This window comes from Pseudomonas sp. KCJK9016, assembly GCF_046231795.1.
Lineage (GTDB): Bacteria > Pseudomonadota > Gammaproteobacteria > Pseudomonadales > Pseudomonadaceae > Aquipseudomonas > Aquipseudomonas bananamidigenes.
Genome location: NZ_JBJJMM010000003.1, coordinates 186,843 through 206,210 on the forward strand (window position 1 = coordinate 186,843; position 19,368 = coordinate 206,210).

At 60.0% G+C, this 19,368-nt stretch carries 22 protein-coding genes; 1 reads left to right on the forward strand and 21 read right to left on the reverse strand.

Going from position 1 to position 19,368, the window contains the following annotated elements; genetic code table 11:
• Positions 1–39: 39 nt before the first annotated feature.
• The 16 genes from hisS to trmJ all read right to left on the reverse strand — a co-directional run bounded on the left by hisS (position 40) and on the right by trmJ (position 13,276).
• A complete protein-coding gene (gene hisS / locus ACK6BI_RS03925; protein ID WP_409316077.1) occupies positions 40–1,329 on the reverse strand; it encodes a histidine--tRNA ligase in 1,290 nt (429 codons plus the stop codon).
• Positions 1,330–1,351: 22 nt separating this feature from the next.
• Entirely contained in the window at positions 1,352–2,461 is a 1,110-nt protein-coding gene (gene ispG, locus ACK6BI_RS03930; RefSeq protein ID WP_053152544.1) for a flavodoxin-dependent (E)-4-hydroxy-3-methylbut-2-enyl-diphosphate synthase, read from the reverse strand.
• Between the two features lie 3 nt (positions 2,462–2,464).
• The gene (locus tag ACK6BI_RS03935; RefSeq protein WP_409316078.1) at positions 2,465–3,496 is read right to left on the reverse strand and encodes a RodZ domain-containing protein; all 1,032 of its coding nucleotides are present in this window, start codon (positions 3,494–3,496) and stop codon (positions 2,465–2,467) included.
• Complete coding sequence (pilW, locus tag ACK6BI_RS03940) at positions 3,496–4,254, reverse strand: type IV pilus biogenesis/stability protein PilW (protein ID WP_065257689.1); 759 nt, start codon at positions 4,252–4,254, stop codon at positions 3,496–3,498. The genes ACK6BI_RS03935 and pilW overlap by 1 nt, the downstream gene beginning before the upstream one ends.
• A gap of 12 nt (positions 4,255–4,266) precedes the next feature.
• Complete coding sequence (rlmN, locus tag ACK6BI_RS03945; RefSeq protein WP_065257688.1) at positions 4,267–5,415, reverse strand: 23S rRNA (adenine(2503)-C(2))-methyltransferase RlmN; 1,149 nt, start codon at positions 5,413–5,415, stop codon at positions 4,267–4,269.
• Between the two features lie 29 nt (positions 5,416–5,444).
• The gene (gene ndk / locus ACK6BI_RS03950; protein ID WP_409316079.1) at positions 5,445–5,870 is read right to left on the reverse strand and encodes a nucleoside-diphosphate kinase; all 426 of its coding nucleotides are present in this window, start codon (positions 5,868–5,870) and stop codon (positions 5,445–5,447) included.
• An 88-nt stretch (positions 5,871–5,958) separates the two neighbouring features.
• Complete coding sequence (iscX, locus tag ACK6BI_RS03955; protein WP_260520893.1) at positions 5,959–6,159, reverse strand: Fe-S cluster assembly protein IscX; 201 nt, start codon at positions 6,157–6,159, stop codon at positions 5,959–5,961.
• A gap of 14 nt (positions 6,160–6,173) precedes the next feature.
• Entirely contained in the window at positions 6,174–6,515 is a 342-nt protein-coding gene (gene fdx, locus ACK6BI_RS03960) for an ISC system 2Fe-2S type ferredoxin (RefSeq protein ID WP_041071821.1), read from the reverse strand.
• A complete protein-coding gene (hscA, locus tag ACK6BI_RS03965; protein ID WP_409316080.1) occupies positions 6,515–8,380 on the reverse strand; it encodes a Fe-S protein assembly chaperone HscA in 1,866 nt (621 codons plus the stop codon). Before hscA ends, fdx begins: the two co-directional genes overlap by 1 nt.
• Before the next feature lie 51 nt (positions 8,381–8,431).
• Positions 8,432–8,953, reverse strand: coding sequence for a co-chaperone HscB (gene hscB, locus ACK6BI_RS03970; protein WP_409316081.1), 522 nt, complete (start codon positions 8,951–8,953; stop codon positions 8,432–8,434).
• A gap of 8 nt (positions 8,954–8,961) precedes the next feature.
• The gene (gene iscA, locus ACK6BI_RS03975; RefSeq protein ID WP_017904917.1) at positions 8,962–9,285 is read right to left on the reverse strand and encodes an iron-sulfur cluster assembly protein IscA; all 324 of its coding nucleotides are present in this window, start codon (positions 9,283–9,285) and stop codon (positions 8,962–8,964) included.
• A gap of 28 nt (positions 9,286–9,313) precedes the next feature.
• Positions 9,314–9,700 (reverse strand): Fe-S cluster assembly scaffold IscU, encoded by a 387-nt coding sequence (gene iscU, locus ACK6BI_RS03980; RefSeq protein ID WP_003227907.1) that lies wholly within the window; start codon positions 9,698–9,700, stop codon positions 9,314–9,316.
• Positions 9,701–9,801: 101 nt separating this feature from the next.
• Positions 9,802–11,016, reverse strand: a complete 1,215-nt coding sequence (locus ACK6BI_RS03985; RefSeq protein ID WP_409316082.1) for an IscS subfamily cysteine desulfurase — start codon at positions 11,014–11,016, stop codon at positions 9,802–9,804.
• Between the two features lie 50 nt (positions 11,017–11,066).
• Positions 11,067–11,558 (reverse strand): Fe-S cluster assembly transcriptional regulator IscR, encoded by a 492-nt coding sequence (gene iscR / locus ACK6BI_RS03990; protein WP_007956690.1) that lies wholly within the window; start codon positions 11,556–11,558, stop codon positions 11,067–11,069.
• Between the two features lie 168 nt (positions 11,559–11,726).
• Complete coding sequence (cysE, locus tag ACK6BI_RS03995; RefSeq protein WP_409316142.1) at positions 11,727–12,503, reverse strand: serine O-acetyltransferase; 777 nt, start codon at positions 12,501–12,503, stop codon at positions 11,727–11,729.
• 2 nt (positions 12,504–12,505) lie between these two features.
• The gene (gene trmJ, locus ACK6BI_RS04000; protein ID WP_409316083.1) at positions 12,506–13,276 is read right to left on the reverse strand and encodes a tRNA (cytosine(32)/uridine(32)-2'-O)-methyltransferase TrmJ; all 771 of its coding nucleotides are present in this window, start codon (positions 13,274–13,276) and stop codon (positions 12,506–12,508) included.
• A 145-nt stretch (positions 13,277–13,421) separates the two neighbouring features.
• On the opposite strand from trmJ, the gene suhB reads away from it, so the two are divergent.
• On the forward strand, positions 13,422–14,240 hold the full coding sequence (gene suhB / locus ACK6BI_RS04005; RefSeq protein ID WP_085709393.1) for an inositol-phosphate phosphatase: 819 nt from the start codon (positions 13,422–13,424) through the stop codon (positions 14,238–14,240).
• A 101-nt stretch (positions 14,241–14,341) separates the two neighbouring features.
• Here suhB and ACK6BI_RS04010 read toward each other — a convergent pair whose 3' ends face one another.
• The 5 genes from ACK6BI_RS04010 to tgt all read right to left on the reverse strand — a co-directional run bounded on the left by ACK6BI_RS04010 (position 14,342) and on the right by tgt (position 19,363).
• Positions 14,342–14,890, reverse strand: a complete 549-nt coding sequence (locus ACK6BI_RS04010) for a glycine zipper 2TM domain-containing protein (RefSeq protein WP_065257678.1) — start codon at positions 14,888–14,890, stop codon at positions 14,342–14,344.
• 121 nt (positions 14,891–15,011) lie between these two features.
• A complete protein-coding gene (gene secF / locus ACK6BI_RS04015) occupies positions 15,012–15,926 on the reverse strand; it encodes a protein translocase subunit SecF (RefSeq protein WP_065257677.1) in 915 nt (304 codons plus the stop codon).
• Between the two features lie 9 nt (positions 15,927–15,935).
• The gene (gene secD, locus ACK6BI_RS04020) at positions 15,936–17,804 is read right to left on the reverse strand and encodes a protein translocase subunit SecD (protein WP_065257676.1); all 1,869 of its coding nucleotides are present in this window, start codon (positions 17,802–17,804) and stop codon (positions 15,936–15,938) included.
• A 64-nt stretch (positions 17,805–17,868) separates the two neighbouring features.
• Entirely contained in the window at positions 17,869–18,204 is a 336-nt protein-coding gene (gene yajC, locus ACK6BI_RS04025) for a preprotein translocase subunit YajC (RefSeq protein WP_065257675.1), read from the reverse strand.
• Between the two features lie 43 nt (positions 18,205–18,247).
• A complete protein-coding gene (tgt, locus tag ACK6BI_RS04030) occupies positions 18,248–19,363 on the reverse strand; it encodes a tRNA guanosine(34) transglycosylase Tgt (RefSeq protein WP_409316143.1) in 1,116 nt (371 codons plus the stop codon).
• Positions 19,364–19,368 lie beyond the last annotated feature (5 nt).

Consider the following 19,368-nt stretch of genomic DNA (forward strand, 5'->3'; position numbering starts at 1 on the left):
CAATACTCCTTAATCGCTAAATCGGCTGTTAGGACAGCTTCAACCCTGCACGACGCAGGTGGCCAGGTGAGCGGCAAGCGCATCCCAGGCAATGTTTTGTTGTTCGCCCTGGCCACGCAGGGGTTTGAAACCTACCACTTGCTGGGCCATTTCGTCGTCACCGAGGATCAGTGCATACAGCGCACCGCTCTTGTCGGCCTTCTTGAACTGGCTCTTGAAGCTGCCGGCACCGGCATTGACCTGCAGGCGCAGGTTCGGCAACTGGTCGCGTACACGCTCGGCCAGGGCCAGACCGGCCAGTTCTGCCGCTTCGCCGAAGGCGCAGAGGTAGACGTCGACCTGACGGGAGAGCTCTTGCGGGATCTGCTCCAGGGTTTCCAGCATCAGCACCAGGCGCTCGATACCCATGGCGAAACCTACGCCTGGGGTCGGCTTGCCGCCCATCTGCTCGACCAGTCCGTCGTAACGGCCGCCCGCGCACACGGTACCCTGGGCGCCGAGTTTGTCGGTGACCCATTCGAAAACGGTTTTGCTGTAGTAATCGAGGCCGCGTACCAGTTTCGGGTTGAGCACGTAAGGAATGCCGACGGCATCCAGACGGGCCTTCAGGCCTTCGAAGTGGGCACGGGATTCGTCATCCAGGTAGTCCGCCATCTTCGGTGCATTGACCAGGACGGCCTGCGTATCGGCGTTCTTGGTGTCGAGCACGCGCAGCGGGTTGGTCTTCAGACGACGCTGGCTGTCTTCGTCCAGTTTGTCGTGGTGCGCCGAGAGGTATTCGACCAGCGCTTCACGATAACGGCCACGGGATTCGCTGGTGCCCAGGCTGTTGAGTTCGAGCTTGACCGCATCACGGATACCCAGCTCGCCCCACAGGCGCCAGGTCATGATGATCAGCTCGGCGTCGATGTCCGGACCGTCGAGGTTGAAGACTTCCAGACCGATCTGGTGGAACTGGCGATAACGGCCCTTCTGCGGACGCTCGTGACGGAACATCGGGCCGATGTACCAGAGTTTCTGTACCTGACCACCGCCGGTGATGCCGTGCTCGAGTACCGCACGCACGCAAGCCGCAGTGCCTTCCGGGCGCAGGGTCAAGGAGTCGCCGTTGCGGTCGTCGAAGGTGTACATCTCTTTTTCGACGATATCGGTCACTTCACCGATCGAGCGTTTGAACAGCTCGGTGAACTCGACGATCGGCATGCGGATCTGCTTGTAACCGTAGTTATCCAGCAAACGCGAAACGGTGCCTTCGAAGTAGCGCCATACCGGGGTCTGCTCCGGCAGGATGTCGTTCATGCCACGAATGGCTTGCAGGGACTTGCTCACAGAAATTCCTTAATTCGTTCGATCAGCCGCGCGCGATGACCGCTGCGTCGGCTTCGACCTTCTCGGCCGCCTTCTCGCGGATCAGCTTTTCCAGCTCGTCCACCAGATTGTCATTCGTCAGTTTCTGCGACGGTTTACCGTCGATGTAAATCAGGTTCGGCGTACCGCCGGTCAAGCCGATATGGGCTTCCTTGGCTTCGCCGGGGCCGTTGACCACGCAACCGATCACCGCGACGTCCAGCGGTACCAGCAGGTCTTCAAGGCGCCCTTCCAGCTCGTTCATGGTCTTGACCACATCGAAGTTCTGCCGCGAGCAGCTCGGGCAGGCGATGAAGTTGATGCCACGGGAACGCAAATGCAAAGACTTGAGAATGTCGTAACCGACCTTCACTTCCTCGACCGGATCGGCCGCCAGCGAGATGCGGATGGTATCGCCAATCCCCTCGGCGAGCAGCATACCTAGGCCCACGGCAGATTTCACCGTACCGGAGCGCAATCCACCGGCTTCGGTGATGCCCAGGTGCAGCGGCTGGACAATTTCCTTGGCCAGCAGGCGGTAGGCTTCGACGGCCATGAACACGTCGGAAGCCTTCACGCTGACCTTGAAGTCCTGAAAGTTCAGGCGTTCGAGGTGTTCGACGTGACGCAGCGCCGACTCGACCAGTGCAGCCGGAGTCGGTTCGCCGTATTTCTTCTGCAGATCCTTTTCCAGCGAACCGGCGTTGACACCGATGCGGATCGGAATCCCGCGGTCACGGGCGGCATCGACCACGGCGCGCACGCGGTCTTCGCGACCGATGTTGCCCGGGTTGATACGCAGGCAGTCCACACCCAGTTCGGCCACACGCAGAGCGATCCGGTAGTCGAAGTGGATATCGGCAACCAGCGGCACCTTGACCAGTTGCTTGATCTTGCCGAACGCCTCGGCGGCGTCCATGTCCGGCACCGACACGCGAACGATGTCAACACCTGCGGCTTCCAGACGATTGATCTGGGCCACGGTGGCCGCGACGTCGTTGGTGTCGCTGTTGGTCATGCTCTGCACCGCGATTGGTGCATCGCCGCCCACAGGCACGTTACCGACCCAGATCTTGCGCGATTCGCGACGTTTGATTGGAGATTCGCCGTGCATGACTTATTGACCCAACTTCAGGCGAGCAGTCTCGCCACTGGTGAACGGAGCGACATCGACCGGCTGGCCGTTGTAGCTGACCTGCGCCGCCCGGGCAACACCCAGACGCACGGCCAGCGGTGGCTTGCCGGCCACGGAAACACTGTCGCCTTTGTGTTTGAGACCGCTGAACAGAACCTTGCCGCGACCATCAGTGACCTGCGCCCAGCAATCGCCGGTGAACTGCAGTTGCACCTGGCCTTCCCCGGCAACCGGAGCGGCGACTTCCGCCGTTGGTGCCGGGGCGGCAGGAGTGACTGGCGCAGTAACGGTCGGTGCCGGAGTGGCAGGAACATTGGCAGCAGGTGCGGCCGGAGTGGCGACAACCGGGGCTGGGGCATGTGCCGGAGCAACTGGCGCCGCCGGGGCTGTCGGTGCAGTTGCCGGTGCCACTGGCTCGGCACCGGTCGATTCTGCAGCGGTTTCCGATTGAGGCAGTGCCAGCGCAGTTGCGCCCTCGGTCTGACCTTCGGCAACGGCCTGGTCTTCCGGTTCATCGATCGGATGAATCTGCGTGGTACCGTCAGCGCCTTCGACCTCGACGTGCTCGGGAGCCAGCGTGGTCAGATCCTTGGTCCGCAGCGAGGTCTGATCCTGCCACCAGACAAAACCGCCGCCGATGACTGCAATCAGCAACAGCAGGCTGACAATTCGCAAAATGGTGTGGGAAACCCGGACCGGCTCTTCGATCCGGCCAAGGGCATGGACATTGCTGCCCTGGGAATCGGTGCCGGTGGACTGGTCGAACTGCTGGACCAGGACCGCTTGATCCATCCCGAGCAATTTGGCATAGGCGCGAATATAACCGCGAGCAAAGGTATGCCCCGGCAGCTTGTCGAAGTCGCCGGCTTCGAGGTTGGTCAGGGAGGTCACGGTAAGGTTGAGCTTGAGGGCCACTTCGGCCAGCGACCAGCCATTGCTTTCGCGGGCCTGGCGCAAGGTCTCACCGGGGTTAACGCGAGTCGCTGCTACAACTTCGGGATGCGCCGCTTTCATCATTGCTCCGACAGGTATTGCTGATATTCCGGCGTACCGGGATAGAGTCGTTTTAATTGCAGGCCTGCACTGGCGGCCTTGTCGCGATCTTCAAATACTTTCGCCAACCGAACGGCGAGCAACAGACTACGTGCATTCTGCTCGGACAGCTGGCTGAAACGGTCGTAATAGTCACGCGCCGGCACATAATGCCTGTCTTCGTAGGACAACTCAGCCATTTCCAGCAACGCCCGGGGTTGTTGCTGGTTCAAACGCAGGGCCTTTTCCAGTTGCTGCTGCGCCAGCTCACGCTGCCCCAGCTTTGATGCCGTCATGCCGAGGTTCTCGAACACGCGTGAACGCTCAGGATACAGGGTATCGGCGGCGGCCTGTTCAAAACGCTCGTAGGCTTCCTTGTAACGCTGCTCTTCGTAGAGAAAACTGCCGTAGTTGTTCAGGATGCGGGCGTCGGCGGGACGGGATGACAACGCCTTGCGAAAGTGCTCGTCGGCCAGCTTCGGCTCCATCTCCGCCTGGAACACCAGCCCGAGGGCAGCGTTGGCGTCAGGATCAGAACCATCCAGCTCAAGGGCCTTCTTCAACGGCACCTTGGCTCGCTCGGTCATTCCCTGCTGCAGATATCCCAGTCCCAGCTGCACGTAGGCAACCCGCGCCTCATCGCGGCCTTTGCTGGTCTTCATCGGGTTGTAATCACCCGACAGGACACAACCAGCACTCAGGCTGGCCAACAGCAACAGCAGCGCAAAGCGCAGGGACATAGAGATCCTCTCTTAGTTAGGGTTCGCGGCGTTCTGTGCCAGATCGCTGTCGGCGCTCAGTTCGCGCACGGCGATGTAACGTTCGCTGCGACGGGTGCGATCCATCACCTGCCCGACCAATTGACCGCAAGCCGCGTCGATGTCTTCACCACGGGTGGTGCGGACGGTGACGTTGAAACCTGCCTGGTGAAGCTGATCCTGGAACCGGCGGATGGCGTTGTTGCTCGGCCGCTCATAGCCGGAATGCGGGAACGGGTTGAACGGAATCAGGTTGATCTTGCAGGGAATATCCTTGAGCAGCTCGATCATTTCCACGGCGTGTTCAAGCTTGTCGTTGACGTCCTTGAGCAAGGTGTACTCGATGGTCAGCACGCGCTTCTCGCCGAGGGCGGACATGTAGCGGACACACGAGTCGAGGAGCATCTTAAGCGGATATTTCTTGTTGATCGGCACCAATTGGTTACGCAATGCGTCATTCGGTGCGTGAAGGGACAACGCCAGGGAGACATCGATGTGCTTGGCCAGCTCATCGATCATCGGCACTACACCCGACGTGGACAGGGTCACGCGGCGCTTGGAGATCCCGTAGCCCAGATCATCCATCATCAGATGCATGGCGGCCACGACGTTGTCGAAGTTCAGCAGCGGTTCGCCCATGCCCATCATCACCACGTTGGTGATGGCGCGGTCGATGGTAGCCGGAACACTGCCGAAGGATTTGTTGGCAATCCACACCTGGCCGATGACTTCGGCGGCGGTGAGGTTGCTGTTGAAGCCTTGCTTGCCGGTGGAGCAGAAACTGCAGTCCAGGGCACAGCCTGCCTGGGACGAAACGCACAACGTACCGCGCTTGCCCTGGGGAATGTAAACGGTCTCGACACAACTGCCGGACGCCACGCGCACCACCCATTTGCGGGTGCCGTCGCTGGAGATGTCCTCGCTGACCACTTCGGGACCGCGAACTTCAGCAACGGCCTTGAGCTTTTCGCGCAAGGCCTTGCTGACGTTCGTCATGGCGTCGAAATCATCCACGCCAAAGTGGTGAATCCATTTCATTACCTGACCGGCACGGAAACGCTTCTCCCCGATTGAGTCGAAGAACTTTTCCATTTCCGGCTGGGTGAGACCCAGCAGGTTTGTTTTAACAGTCGATGTAGTCATGGATTCACCTTCACTCTTTAAGCCAATGCTTAGCGAGTGGTTACTTCAGTAGCTGCGAAGAAGTACGAGATTTCGCGAGCGGCAGCGGCTTCGGAGTCCGAACCGTGAACGGCGTTGGCGTCGATCGACTCGGCGAAGTCGGCACGGATGGTGCCTGGAGCAGCTTCTTTAGGGTTGGTGGCGCCCATCAGCTCACGGTTGCGAGCGATGGCGTTTTCGCCTTCCAGAACCTGAACAATAACCGGACCGGAGATCATGAAAGCAACCAGGTCACCGAAGAAACCGCGCTCTTTGTGCTCAGCGTAGAAGCCTTCGGCTTCGGCTTTGGACAGTTGCTTCATTTTCGAAGCGACCACTTTCAGACCAGCCTTTTCGAAACGGGTAACGATTTCGCCGGCAGCGCCTTTTGCAACGGCGTCAGGCTTGATGATGGAGAAAGTACGTTGAACAGCCATGGTGTAACTCCAGAAACGGTAATTTGCGAAAAATTAAACCCGCGAATTATACGCGGGTTCTTGGGTATTGCCTAACCTGCAAGGACGATCAGTCTATTTCATCATTCCAGAGCTGCTGAACCGCCTCCAGCACCTTCTCGCCGACCCGGCCAGAGGTGGCGTCGAAGCCAGGCAGCTCCTTGATCCACTGCTGCAACTCGACGAAATTGACAGAATACGGATCTACACCCGGTCTGGCCTCGGCCAGCTCTTCTGCAATACGTTGAACATCATTCCAACCGTAGCTCATGACAGTCTTACCAGTCAGTGCGGCGCTTCGGCCGCATGGTTAAGCGAATATTTCGGAATTTCGACGGTGAGGTCTTCCTCACCGACGATAGCCTGACAGGCCAGACGCGATTGCGCTTCAAGACCCCAGGCCCGATCGAGGAAATCTTCCTCCAGTTCGTCAGCTTCTTCCAGCGAATCGAAACCCTCGCGGATGATGCAGTGACAGGTGGTGCAGGCGCAGACGCCACCGCAGGCACTTTCCATCTCGATATGGTGTTCGTGGGCCAGCTCGAGAATCGATGTGCCGGGCTCGGCCTCGACCACCATGCCTTCAGGGCAGAACTTCTCGTGGGGCAGAAAAATGACCTGCGGCATCAGATATCCTCGATTTCATTCAGGTTGCGCCCCGACAGAGCGGCTTTCACCGTCTGATCCATGCGGCGGGCAGCAAAGGCATCGGTCACTTGCGACAGACGCTTGGTCTGCTGCTCGATGGCATGGCCATCGGTACCTTTCATCAGTTCGGTCAGTTCCTGCACCTGCAGATCGATGACCATGCGCTCTTCGGCGTCGAGCAAACGCTCGCCATCCGCCTCCAGAGCACCCTGCACCGCCTCTATCAGGCGTTGGGCATCGACTTGCTGCTCACGCAGAACGCGGGCGACCTTGTCGTCATTGGCGTGCTGGAACGAGTCCTTGAGCATCCTGGCGATTTCGCCGTCGGTCAGTCCGTAGGACGGCTTGACCTGGATGCTGGCCTCGACGCCCGAACCCAGCTCACGGGCAGAAACGCTGAGCAGACCGTCGGCGTCGACCTGGAACGTCACGCGGATCTTGGCTGCACCGGCGACCATTGCCGGAATGCCGCGCAATTCGAAACGCGCCAGGGAACGGCAGTCACTGATCAGTTCGCGCTCGCCCTGCAACACGTGAATGGCCATGGCCGACTGGCCGTCTTTATAAGTGGTGAAATCCTGGGCGCGAGCGACCGGGATGGTGGTGTTGCGTGGAATCACCTTTTCCATCAGGCCGCCCATGGTTTCCAGCCCCAGGGACAGCGGAATCACGTCGAGCAGCAGCAGTTCACCGCCATCGCGCTTGTTGCCAGCCAGCGTATCGGCCTGGATCGCAGCCCCGATGGCCACCACCTGATCCGGGTCGATTTCGGTCAACGGCTGACGACCGAAGGCTTCGGCGACGGCTTCGCGAACACGTGGGACACGGGTCGAACCACCGACCATGACCACGGCGTGCATGTCTTCCAGCTCGACACCGGAATCACGAACGGCACGACGACAGGCTTTCAGGCTGCGGGCCACCATCGGCTCGATCAGCGCATCGAAGGCTTCGCGGGTCAGTTGCGCTTTCCAGCCGTCATAAGCGACTTCAACGCTGTCCGCGTTCGTCAGGGCTTCTTTGGCCGCACAGGCGGTTTGCAGCAGATTGCGCTGTGCCCCCGGATCCAGATCGGCGGACAGGCCCGCGCGCTCGATGATCCAGCCGGCGATCGCGTGGTCGAAATCGTCACCGCCCAAGGCACTGTCGCCACCGGTTGCCAGGACCTCGAAGACGCCGCCAGTCAAGCGCAGAATCGAAATATCGAAAGTACCGCCACCCAGGTCATAAATGGCGACCAGGCCTTCGGCATGCTGGTCCAGGCCGTAGGCCACTGCAGCTGCGGTCGGTTCGTTGAGCAGGCGCAGCACGTTCAGACCGGCAAGCTTCGCCGCATCCTTGGTTGCCTGGCGCTGAGCATCGTCGAAATAGGCCGGAACGGTAATCACCGCGCCGACCAGTTCGCCGCCCAAGGTCGCCTCTGCGCGCTGGCGCAGCACTTTCAGGATATCGGCAGAGACCTCGACCGGGCTTTTCGGGCCCTGAACGGTGTCGATGAACGGCATGTGCGATTCGCCGCCGACAAAGCGATACGGCAGTTGATCGCCCAGTTGCTTGACGTCGGACAGACCACGGCCCATCAGGCGCTTGACCGACAGCACGGTATTCAGGGGGTCGGAGGACGCAGCCAGTTTGGCCGACTCGCCGACTTCGACGCGATCGGCGTGATAACGCACCGCGGAAGGCAGGATGACTCGCCCTTCGGCATCGGCCAGCGGCTCGGAAAGACCACTGCGCAACGCAGCGACCAGCGAATTGGTGGTACCCAGGTCGATCCCCACAGCCAGACGACGCTGGTGCGGTTGAGGACTTTGGCCGGGTTCGGCGATCTGCAGTAGGGCCATCGTGATCAGGACTTATCTGTATATCAGGCGTGCGACCGGAGCGGCACTGGGTTAATCGTCGAGGCGCTCTTCTAACTGGCGCACTTCGTAGGTGAGCTTGTCGAGGAACTGCATGCGCCGCATCAGGCGCTCGGCCTGTTCGCGTTGTGCAGCATCATCCCAACAGGCTGCGAAGCTTTCGTTCAGCTGTTCCTGGGCGGCTTTCAGACGACGCTTGAAGGCGGCGACACCATCCATATCGGCACTGTCCTGCAGATCTTCGAGTTCTTCGCGCCATTGCATCTGCTGCAACAGAAACTCGGGATCGTGGACCGTGACTTCCATCGGCACTTCATGTCCGCTGATGGTCAGCAGGTAGCGCGCACGCCGGGCCGGGCTTTTGAGCGTCTGATAGGCATCGTTGAGCCGCGCGGACTGCTCAAGCGCCGAACGCTGTTCACGCTCGGAAGCGTCGGCGAAACGATCCGGATGAACGCCGCGCGCCAACTCGCGATAGCGCGTGGCCAACTGCTCGAGATCCAGACGAAAACCAGGCTGCAACTCGAATAAAGCGAAATGACAAGGAATACCCACGACCGGCCTCAGACGTTGAAGCTTTCGCCGCAGCCACACTCACCGCGTACGTTGGGGTTGTTGAACTTGAAGCCTTCGTTCAACCCTTCCTTGACGAAATCGAGCTCGGTGCCGTCGAGGTAAGCCAGGCTCTTGGGATCGATGATCACTTTTTCGCCGTGACTCTCGAACACCTGATCTTCTGCAACCACCTCGTCGACAAACTCCAGCACGTAGGCAAGGCCGGAACAGCCTGTGGTGCGAACACCCAGACGAATCCCTTCACCCTTGCCGCGCCCGTCCAGGGAGCGTCGCACGTGTCGAGCAGCCGCTTCTGTCATGCTGATAGCCATCGTTGACTCCTTACTCGTCGCCCAATGCTTAGATCAAGCCTTTCTTCTGCTTGTAGTCGCGAACGGCCGCCTTGATGGCGTCTTCAGCGAGTACCGAGCAGTGGATTTTCACTGGCGGCAGGGCCAGTTCTTCGGCCAGCTGGGTGTTCTTGATGGTTTCAGCTTCGTCCAGGGTCTTGCCCTTCATCCACTCGGTGGCGAGGGAGCTGGAAGCGATAGCCGAACCGCAGCCGTAGGTCTTGAACTTGGCGTCTTCGATAACGCCCTGGTCGTTGACCTTGATCTGCAGGCGCATCACGTCGCCGCACGCCGGGGCGCCGACCATGCCGGTGCCGACATCCGGATCTTCGGCATTCATCTTGCCGACGTTACGCGGGTTTTCGTAGTGGTCGATGACCTTTTCGCTGTAAGCCATGATTCTCAATCCTCACTCATCAGGGCCGCTCTTGAGGCCCTGCAGCAACGCTGCGCAAATCGCCGCGTCGCTACAGGTTCCGTATCCGGCGGCTTCTATGTTTAGTGTGCCGCCCACTCGATCTTCGAGATATCGACGCCGTCTTTGTACATGTCCCACAGCGGCGACAGTGCGCGCAGCTTGGTAACGGCCTCGCAGACTTTCTGCGCGGCATAATCGATTTCTTCTTCGGTGGTGAAGCGGCCGAAGGTGAAGCGGATCGAGCTGTGCGCCAGTTCGTCGTTGCGACCCAGGGCACGCAGTACGTACGAAGGCTCCAGAGAGGCGGAGGTGCAGGCCGAACCGGACGAAACCGCCAGATCCTTGAGCGCCATGATCAGCGACTCGCCTTCAACGTAGTTGAAGCTCAGGTTCAGGTTGTGCGGAACGCGGGCGGTCAGGCTGCCGTTGACGTACAGCTCTTCCAGGTGCTCGACCTGCTTATAGAAGCGATCGCTCAACGCCTTGATGCGAACGTTTTCGGCAGCCATGTCTTCCTTGGCCACACGGAATGCCTCACCCATGCCGACGATCTGGTGGGTCGCCAGGGTGCCGGAACGCATGCCGCGCTCGTGACCACCGCCGTGCATGGTCGCTTCGATGCGAACACGCGGCTTGCGGCTGACGTACAGCGCGCCGATGCCTTTCGGACCGTAGGTCTTGTGGGCAGAGAACGACATCATGTCGACTTTCAGTTTCTGCAGGTCGATTTCGACCTTGCCGGTGGACTGAGCGGCGTCGACATGGAACAGAATGCCCTTGGAACGGGTCAGTTCGCCGATGGCGGCGATGTCGTTGACCGTGCCGATTTCGTTGTTCACGTGCATCACCGACACCAGGATGGTGTCTTCGCGCAGCGCCGCTTCGACCATGGCCGGCGTGATCAGACCGTCTTCGGTCGGCTCGAGGTAGGTGACTTCGAAACCTTCACGCTCCAGCTGGCGCATGGTGTCCAGGACAGCCTTGTGCTCGATCTTGGAGGTGATCAGGTGCTTGCCCTTGGAGGCGTAGAAATGTGCCGCGCCTTTGATTGCCAGGTTGTCGGACTCGGTGGCACCGGAGGTCCAGACGATTTCGCGCGGGTCGGCGTTGACCAGATCGGCCACCTGACGACGGGCGTTTTCGACGGCCTCCTCGGCTTTCCAGCCGAACACGTGGGAACGGGACGCCGGGTTACCGAAGTTCCCGTCGACCAGCAGGCATTCACTCATCTTTTGCGCAACGCGCGGATCGACCGGGGTGGTCGCAGAGTAATCAAGGTAAATCGGCAATTTCATGGACTATCTCCTAAATCAGGCTGGCTGGCGTGCCGCTGGCTCTCTGGCTGTCATTCGACGGCGGACGCTTCAATCTTGTCCAGGCGCGGCGCCTTGCCATTGCAACGACGCTGATCCTGACGCTGGGCCACTTCCTGCACCTCACGGCGAGTTACGAGGTCGGCCAAGCTGATACCGCTGAGAAATTCGTGAATCTGCAGGCTCAGGTCGCACCACAGGTGATGGGTCAGGCAGGTGTCGCCGGAATGGCAGTCACCCTGGCCCTGGCATTTTGTGGCATCGACCGATTCGTTCACCGCATCGATCACCTGGGCGACCTGGATGCCCTGCATGTCGCGGGACAACTGGTAGCCACCACCCGGACCGCGCACACTGGAAACCAGATTACTGCGGCGCAGCTTGGCGAAAAGCTGTTCGAGATAGGACAGGGAGATGCCTTGGCGCTCGGAGATATCGGCCAGGGACACCGGCCCGTGCTGCGCGTGCAACGCCAGGTCAAGCATGGCGGTCACGGCGTATCGGCCTTTTGTAGTCAGTCGCATGGACAATTACCACGGAGTTCGGAATGGGCGGGAGTATGCAATTCCCGAGCATTTAAGTCAACTATAAGACCTAGTGCTTTAGTCGGGTTTACCCGCAAAAGAGCGCGCGAATGATAGCAGGGTCTGCGGCTTAATGGCACACCGGCCGGCAACAGCCCTGCAATAGCTTCAGTGGGTCGCGGTTTCGTCCTTGCCTTTTACACAGGCGAAGTCTTCTTCACGTAGTTCGGGCAGATCTTTCGCGCAATAATTGCTGCCCAGATCCTTCAATGCCCCACACATCCCCTCCAGACGACCGTCCACCGCCTGCAGATGATCCAGCAGTTGACCGATGGCGCGCGCCACCGGATCCGGCATATCCCCGCTCACGCCATAGGCATCGAAACCGATCTTCTCGGCCATGGCTTTGCGCTTGGCATCAGCCTCACCATCGGATTTGACGATGATTCGTCCGGGAATCCCCACCACCGTGGCACCCGGTGGCACTTCCTTGGTCACTACAGCGTTGGAGCCGACCTTGGCACCGGCACCGACCGTGAACGGCCCGAGCACCTTCGCGCCCGCCCCCACGACCACGCCATCACCCAGGGTCGGGTGACGCTTGCCTTTGTTCCAACTGGTGCCACCAAGGGTCACACCCTGATAGATCGTCACGTCATCGCCGATTTCAGCGGTTTCGCCGATCACGATGCCCATCCCATGGTCGATGAAGAAACGTCGACCCACTTTGGCACCCGGATGAATCTCGATCCCGGTCAGCCAGCGACCGAAATTCGATACCAGCCGCGCCAGCCATTTCAGATCGTTGCGCCAGAGCATGCCGGCCAATCGATGAATCCAGATCGCATGCATGCCGGGGTAACAGGTCAGGACTTCAAAAGCGTTACGCGCCGCCGGGTCTCGGTGGAATACGCTCTGGATATCTTCACGCAAACGCTCGAACATCATTAATCCTTCCGCTTAAGGAGCTCGCCACGGGCCGCTTTCTGGGTTTCCGTGAGGATGCCACGCAAAATATTCATTTCCGCCCGGCTGACCGAGCTGCGTCCGTACAACCGACGCAGGCGCGCCATGAGGTGCCGTGGTTTTTCCGGATCGAGGAATTCAATGGCCACCAGGGTCTGCTCCAGATGCTCATAGAATCGCTCCAGCTCATCCATGGTCGCCAGCTCCACGCTTTTCACGGAGGCCACTTCTTCCTTCTCGATCCGGGTCGGCTGCCCTTGCGCGGCCAGCCAGGCCATGCGCACTTCATAACTCAGCACCTGCACCGCCGCCCCGAGATTCAGCGAACTGAATTGAGGATCGGAAGGTATGTGCACGTGAAAATGACATCGCTGCAGCTCGTCGTTGGTCAGGCCAGAATCTTCACGCCCGAATACCAGCGCGATTTCTGCACCCTGCCCGGCCTCCTCGACCACTTTGACCCCACATTCGCGCGGATCCAGCAGCGGCCAGGGAATACGCCGGTCGCGAGCACTGGTACCAAGCACCAGATTACAGCCGACCAGGGCATCCTCCAAAGTAGCGACGACTTGTGCGTTTTCAAGGATGTCACCGGCACCCGAGGCACGAGCGTCGGCTTCGTGATGCGGAAAGGCTCGCGGATCGACCAGCACCAGTCGCGACAACCCCATGTTTTTCATGGCACGCGCGGTCCCGCCGATGTTTCCCGGGTGGCTGGTATTGACCAGGACGACACGAATGTTTTGCAGCACGGCAGGCGCTCTCGGACTTGGCAAAGGGGTGCAAATCTTACAGAACAGCCTACCGTTAAGCTATGAAAGCGAACAGCGACCTTCACCTGAAGAAAAGTTCTGATAGAATGCGCGGCTTTCTTTAACAACCTTAGGTGACACATCCATGCAGCCAATGCTGAATATCGCGCTGCGCGCCGCCCGCAGCGCCAGTGAACTGATCTTCCGCTCCATCGAGCGCCTGGATACCATCAAGGTCGACGAAAAAGACGCCAAGGATTATGTATCCGAGGTGGATCGCGCCGCCGAACAGAAAATCATCGACGCCCTGCGCAAGGCTTACCCGAATCATTCGATCATGGGTGAAGAGACCGGCATGCACGCCGGCAGCGGTATCGAAGGCGAAGAATACCTGTGGATCATCGATCCGCTGGACGGCACCACCAACTTCCTGCGCGGCATCCCTCACTTCGCTGTCAGCATTGCTTGCAAATACCGTGGTCGCCTGGAACACGCCGTTGTTCTGGATCCGGTTCGTCAGGAAGAATTCACCGCCAGCCGTGGCCGCGGCGCTCAACTGAACGGTCGTCGCCTGCGCGTCAGCGGTCGCACCAGCCTGGACGGCGCCCTGCTGGGTACCGGTTTCCCGTTCCGTGACGACCAGATGGACAACCTCGACAACTACCTGGGCATGTTCCGCGCCCTGGTTGGCCAGACTGCCGGCATCCGCCGCGCCGGTTCGGCAAGCCTGGACCTGGCCTACGTCGCCGCCGGTCGTTTCGATGCGTTCTGGGAGTCGGGCCTGTCCGAGTGGGACATGGCCGCCGGCGCCCTGCTGATTCAGGAAGCCGGCGGTCTGGTGAGCGACTTCACCGGCGGCCACGACTTCCTTGAAAAAGGCCACGTCGTAGCCGGCAACACCAAATGCTTCAAGGCAGTTCTGACGGCAATCCAGCCGCACCTGCCGGCTTCGCTGAAGCGTTAAGCGCTTCGCTGCCCCCCATAAAAAAACACCCTTCGGGGTGTTTTTTTATGGGCATGAAAAAGCACCCCGAAGGGTGCTTCTTCGTATACGCTACCCGCCAATCACTGGCCCGGCTGATTCTGCGACAGGATCAGCCTGCCTTCCTTGTCGACCGGAATCTGGTTGCCCGGATCACGATCCATCCTCACCTTGCCTTCCTTGCCGTCCAGCGAGTAGCGGACGTCATAGCCTACGACCTTGTCGCTGATGTCATTCACCGTATTACAGCGAGTCTGGGTAGTGGTGTAGGTATCGCGATTCTGCATGCCTTCCTGCACCTTGTTGCCGGCATAACCACCACCGACCGCACCGGCCACCGTGGCAATCTTCTTGCCGGTGCCGCCGCCGATCTGGTTACCCAGCAAACCACCCGCCACGGCACCGATGGCGGTACCGAGAATCTGGTGTTGATCCTTGACCGGCGCCTGCCGGGTCACCGTGACATCCTTGCATACTTCACGTGGCGTCTTGATCTGCGTCTTGACCGGTTCAACGGCCAGAACCTGCGCATACTCCGGGCCGCTTTTCACCAGGCTGTAGGTGGCGACCGCACCACCGGCAGTCACACCGACAGCACCCAATACCGCACCAACCAGCATCGACTTGTTCACATGAACCTCCTGACCGTCACTTGCGGGACGCGCCCGCGCTTCTCCCAGCCTTGGAGCAATAAAAAAGGCGCGAGTTCAACTCGCGCCTTTTTTTGACCGACAACCGGGAAAACGAAGGCCGTTATGGGCGGTCGTCGATTTCCTTCTCGGTATTGGCCGGCGGAATCAGGTCTTCCGAAGACAGGTTCAGCCAGATCAGCACCACGTTGGCGATGTAGATCGACGAGTAAGTCCCCGCCAGAACACCGATGAACAGGGCGATGGAGAAGCCGAACAGGTTGTCGCCACCGAAGAACAGCAGCGCCGCGATCGCCAGCAAGGTGGAGATCGAGGTGGCCATGGTCCGCAGCAGGGTCTGCGTGGTCGAGATGTTGATGTTCTCGATCAGCGAAGCCTTGCGCAGTACGCGGAAGTTCTCACGCACCCGGTCGAACACGACGATGGTGTCGTTGAGCGAGTAACCAATGATCGCCAGTACCGCCGCCAGCACCGTCAGGTCGAAGGTGATCTGGAAGAACGACAGGATACCCACGGTCACGATCACGTCGTGAACCAGCGAAACGATGGCGCCGACCGCGAATTTCCACTGAAAGCGGAAAGCCAGGTAGATCAGGATGCCGCCGAGCGCCAGCAGCATGCCGAGGCCGCCCTGGTCGCGCAGTTCTTCACCGACCTGCGGGCCGACGAACTCGACTCGCTTGACCGTCGCCGGGTTTTCGCCGCCAACCTTCTGCAGCGCATCCGCCACCTGATGGCCCAACTGCGGGTCTTCACCCGGCATGCGCACCAGCAGGTCGGTGGTCGCACCGAAGTTCTGCACGATGGCTTCGTGATAACCGGCGGTAACCAGTTGCTCACGCACCTTGGTGACATCCGCCGGACGCTCGTAGGTCAGCTCGATGAGCGTACCGCCGGTGAAGTCCAGACCCCAGTTCATGCCCTTGTGGAACACGCTGAACAGAGCCAGCACGGTAAGGAACAATGTGACGCCGAACGCGAAGTTGCGAACGCCCATGAAGTTGATTGTACGTAACATGGCAGCCCCTTAAATCCACAACTTCTTGAAGTCACGACCGCCGAAGATCAGGTTGACCATCGCGCGGGTCACCATGATGGCCGTGAACATCGAGGTAAAGATCCCGAGGGACATGGTCACTGCGAAGCCCTTCACCGGGCCGGTGCCCATGGCGAAGAGGATGCCGCCGACCAGCAGGGTGGTCAGGTTGGCGTCGAGAATCGCGGTGAATGCCCGGCCGAAGCCTTCGTTGATTGCACGCTGCACGGTCATGCCGGCGGCGATCTCTTCACGGATCCGCGAGAAGATCAGCACGTTGGCGTCGACCGCCATACCCATGGTCAGCACGATACCGGCGATACCCGGCAGGGTCAGGGTTGCCCCCAGCAGCGACATCAGCGCCAGCAGCAGCACCATGTTCACCGCCAGTGCGACAGTGGCGATCAGACCGAAGAAGCGGTAGATGGCGATGATGAACAGCGAAACGAACAGCATGCCCCACAGCGATGCATCGATACCCTTGGTGATGTTGTCCGCACCCAGGCTCGGACCGATGGTACGTTCCTCAGCGAAGTACATCGGAGCCGCCAGACCACCGGCACGCAGCAGCAGCGCCAGCTCGGAGGACTCGCCCTGGCCGTTAAGGCCAGTGATGCGGAACTGAGCACCCAGCGGCGACTGAATGGTCGCCAGACTGATGATCTTCTTCTCTTCCTTGAAGCTCTGCACCGGTACGTCTTTCTCGACGCCGTCGACCATCTGCTTGACGTAGGTGGTCACCGGACGCTGCTCGATGAAGATCACCGCCATGCTGCGACCGACGTTGCTGCGGGTCGCGCGGCTCATCAGCTCGCCACCGTGACCATCCAGACGGATGTTCACTTCAGGGGTGCCGTGCTCGCCGAAGCCGGCCTTGGCATCGGTCACCTGGTCACCGGTGATGATCAGGCTACGCTCGATCTGCGCCGGAGGACGCTTGCCTTCACGGAACTCGAAAGTCTCGGAGGTTGCTTTCGAAGCACCCGGTTCGGCAGCCAGACGGAACTCGAGGTTGGCGGTCTTGCCGAGGATACGCTTGGCTTCGGCAGTGTCCTGCACGCCCGGCAGCTCAACCACGATACGGTTGGCGCCCTGACGCTGGACGAGAGGCTCGGCAACACCCAGCTCGTTGACACGGTTGCGGACCGTGGTCAGGTTCTGCTTGATGGAGTATTCACGGATTTCCGCCAGCTTGGCCGGGGTCATCGCCAGACGCAGCACCGGTTGATCGTTGAGATCGGCCGGAACAATGTCGAAATCGTTGAAGTTCTTGCGGATCAGCGCACGGGCCTGCTCGCGGGAGTCAGCATCGCTGAAACCCAGCTGAATGGCGCCGTTGAGCTGCGGCAGGCTGCGGTAACGCACCTTCTCTTTGCGCAGCAGGCTCTTGACGTCGCCTTCATAGACTTTCAGGCGTGCATCGAGGGCTTTTTCCATGTCCACTTCCAGCAGGAAGTGCACGCCACCGGACAGGTCCAGACCCAGCTTCATCGGGTGCGCGGCCAGATTGCGCAGCCATTGCGGAGTGGTCTGTGCCAGGTTCAGCGCAACGACGTAGTCATCACCCAATGCCTTGCGCACAACGTCTTTGGCCGGCAACTGGTCTTCTGCCTTGGTCAGACGGATCAGACCGCCCTTGCCGTTCGCTGCCAGATTCGAAGCCTTGACGTTGATCCCGGACTCCCTGAGCGCGGTGCTCGCGCGGTCCAGGTCGGCCTGATTGACCTGCAGGGCCGTGCTGGCGCCGCTGATCTGAATGGCCGGGTCATCGGGGTACAGATTGGGAGCGGAATAAATCAGACCGATCGCCAGCACCGCCAGGATCAGAATGTATTTCCACAGAGGATATTTGTTCAGCATCACGCCGCCCGTTATGAACGCGGGGCGCCTTGCGCGCCCCGTCGATTGAGTAGAAGTTGGAACCTTAGATCGCTTTCAGCGTGCCTTTTGGCAGCGTGGCGGCGATGGCGCCCTTCTGGAACTTCATTTCCACGGTGTCGGAAACTTCCAGAACCACGAAGTCATCGGCCACTTTGGTGATCTTGCCGGCGATGCCGCCGGTGGTGACCACTTCGTCACCCTTCTGCAGGCTGTTCAGCAGGTTCTTCTGCTCTTTGGCGCGCTTGGCCTGTGGACGCCAGATCATCAGGTAGAAGATGACCAGGAAGCCGACCAGGAAAATCCACTCGAAGCCGCCGCCCATAGGCGCTGCAGCCGGTGCGGCCGCGTCAGCCATGGCGTTAGAGATAAAAAAGCTCATTTAGCACTCCAGTTGCAAATGTTGAATCTTGGGGTCAGAAAACTCAGTCCAAAGGCGGAACGGGGAGCCCGCGTTTGGCGTAGAAGGCATCGACAAAGGCGGCCAATGTACCCTGTTGAATAGCCTCACGCAAACCAGCCATCAGCACCTGATAATGACGCAAGTTATGGATGGTATTGAGCATGCTTCCCAGCATTTCGCCGCACTTGTCCAGGTGATGCAGATAAGCGCGGGAGAAGTTCTGGCAGGTATAGCAATCGCAGGTCGGATCCAGCGGCGAATCATCATGGCGATGGAACGCGTTACGGATCTTCAGCACGCCTGTATCAATGAACAGATGCCCGTTGCGGGCATTACGGGTTGGCATCACGCAATCGAACATGTCCACACCGCGGCGCACACCCTCAACCAGATCTTCCGGTTTGCCAACGCCCATAAGGTAACGAGGTTTGTCAGCCGGCATCATGTCCGGCAGGTAATCCAGCACCTTGATCATTTCATGCTTCGGCTCGCCCACCGACAGACCGCCGATGGCCAGGCCATCGAAGCCGATCTTCTCCAGGCCTTCCAGCGAGCGCATGCGCAGATTCTGATGCATGCCGCCCTGAACGATGCCGAACAGCGCCGCCGTATTGTCGCCATGGGCATTCTTCGAACGTTGCGCCCAGCGCAGCGACAGCTCCATGGACACACGGGCGACGTCTTCGTCAGCCGGGTACGGGGTGCATTCGTCGAAAATCATCACGATGTCCGAACCCAGATCGCGCTGGACCTGCATCGACTCTTCCGGCCCCATGAACACTTTCGAGCCGTCGACCGGAGAAGCGAAAGTCACGCCCTCTTCCTTGATCTTGCGCATGGCGCCCAGGCTGAACACCTGGAAACCGCCGGAGTCGGTCAGGATCGGGCCTTTCCACTGCATGAAATCGTGCAGGTCGCCGTGCTCCTTGATCACTTCGGTGCCAGGTCGCAGCCACAGGTGAAAGGTGTTGCCCAGAATGATTTCCGCACCGATCGCCTCGATATCCCGCGGCAGCATGCCCTTGACCGTGCCGTAGGTGCCCACCGGCATGAAGGCCGGCGTCTCGACGGTGCCACGGGGAAAGGTCAGGCGACCACGACGAGCCTTGCCATCGGTGGCAAGCAGCTCAAACGACATACGGC

Coding starts and splice junctions, on each gene's coding strand:
- ispG (WP_053152544.1), bottom strand. CDS start 2,461: ATGCACGGCGAATCTCCAATCAAACGTCGCGAATCGCGCAAGATCTGG.
- ACK6BI_RS03935 (WP_409316078.1), bottom strand. CDS start 3,496: ATGAAAGCGGCGCATCCCGAAGTTGTAGCAGCGACTCGCGTTAACCCC.
- pilW (WP_065257689.1), bottom strand. CDS start 4,254: ATGTCCCTGCGCTTTGCGCTGCTGTTGCTGTTGGCCAGCCTGAGTGCT.
- rlmN (WP_065257688.1), bottom strand. CDS start 5,415: ATGACTACATCGACTGTTAAAACAAACCTGCTGGGTCTCACCCAGCCG.
- ndk (WP_409316079.1), bottom strand. CDS start 5,870: ATGGCTGTTCAACGTACTTTCTCCATCATCAAGCCTGACGCCGTTGCA.
- iscX (WP_260520893.1), bottom strand. CDS start 6,159: ATGAGCTACGGTTGGAATGATGTTCAACGTATTGCAGAAGAGCTGGCC.
- fdx (WP_041071821.1), bottom strand. CDS start 6,515: ATGCCGCAGGTCATTTTTCTGCCCCACGAGAAGTTCTGCCCTGAAGGC.
- hscA (WP_409316080.1), bottom strand. CDS start 8,380: ATGGCCCTACTGCAGATCGCCGAACCCGGCCAAAGTCCTCAACCGCAC.
- iscA (WP_017904917.1), bottom strand. CDS start 9,285: ATGGCTATCAGCATGACAGAAGCGGCTGCTCGACACGTGCGACGCTCC.
- iscU (WP_003227907.1), bottom strand. CDS start 9,700: ATGGCTTACAGCGAAAAGGTCATCGACCACTACGAAAACCCGCGTAAC.
- ACK6BI_RS03985 (WP_409316082.1), bottom strand. CDS start 11,016: ATGAAATTGCCGATTTACCTTGATTACTCTGCGACCACCCCGGTCGAT.
- iscR (WP_007956690.1), bottom strand. CDS start 11,558: ATGCGACTGACTACAAAAGGCCGATACGCCGTGACCGCCATGCTTGAC.
- cysE (WP_409316142.1), bottom strand. CDS start 12,503: ATGTTCGAGCGTTTGCGTGAAGATATCCAGAGCGTATTCCACCGAGAC.
- suhB (WP_085709393.1), top strand. CDS start 13,422: ATGCAGCCAATGCTGAATATCGCGCTGCGCGCCGCCCGCAGCGCCAGT.
- secF (WP_065257677.1), bottom strand. CDS start 15,926: ATGTTACGTACAATCAACTTCATGGGCGTTCGCAACTTCGCGTTCGGC.
- secD (WP_065257676.1), bottom strand. CDS start 17,804: ATGCTGAACAAATATCCTCTGTGGAAATACATTCTGATCCTGGCGGTG.
- yajC (WP_065257675.1), bottom strand. CDS start 18,204: ATGAGCTTTTTTATCTCTAACGCCATGGCTGACGCGGCCGCACCGGCT.
- tgt (WP_409316143.1), bottom strand. CDS start 19,363: ATGTCGTTTGAGCTGCTTGCCACCGATGGCAAGGCTCGTCGTGGTCGC.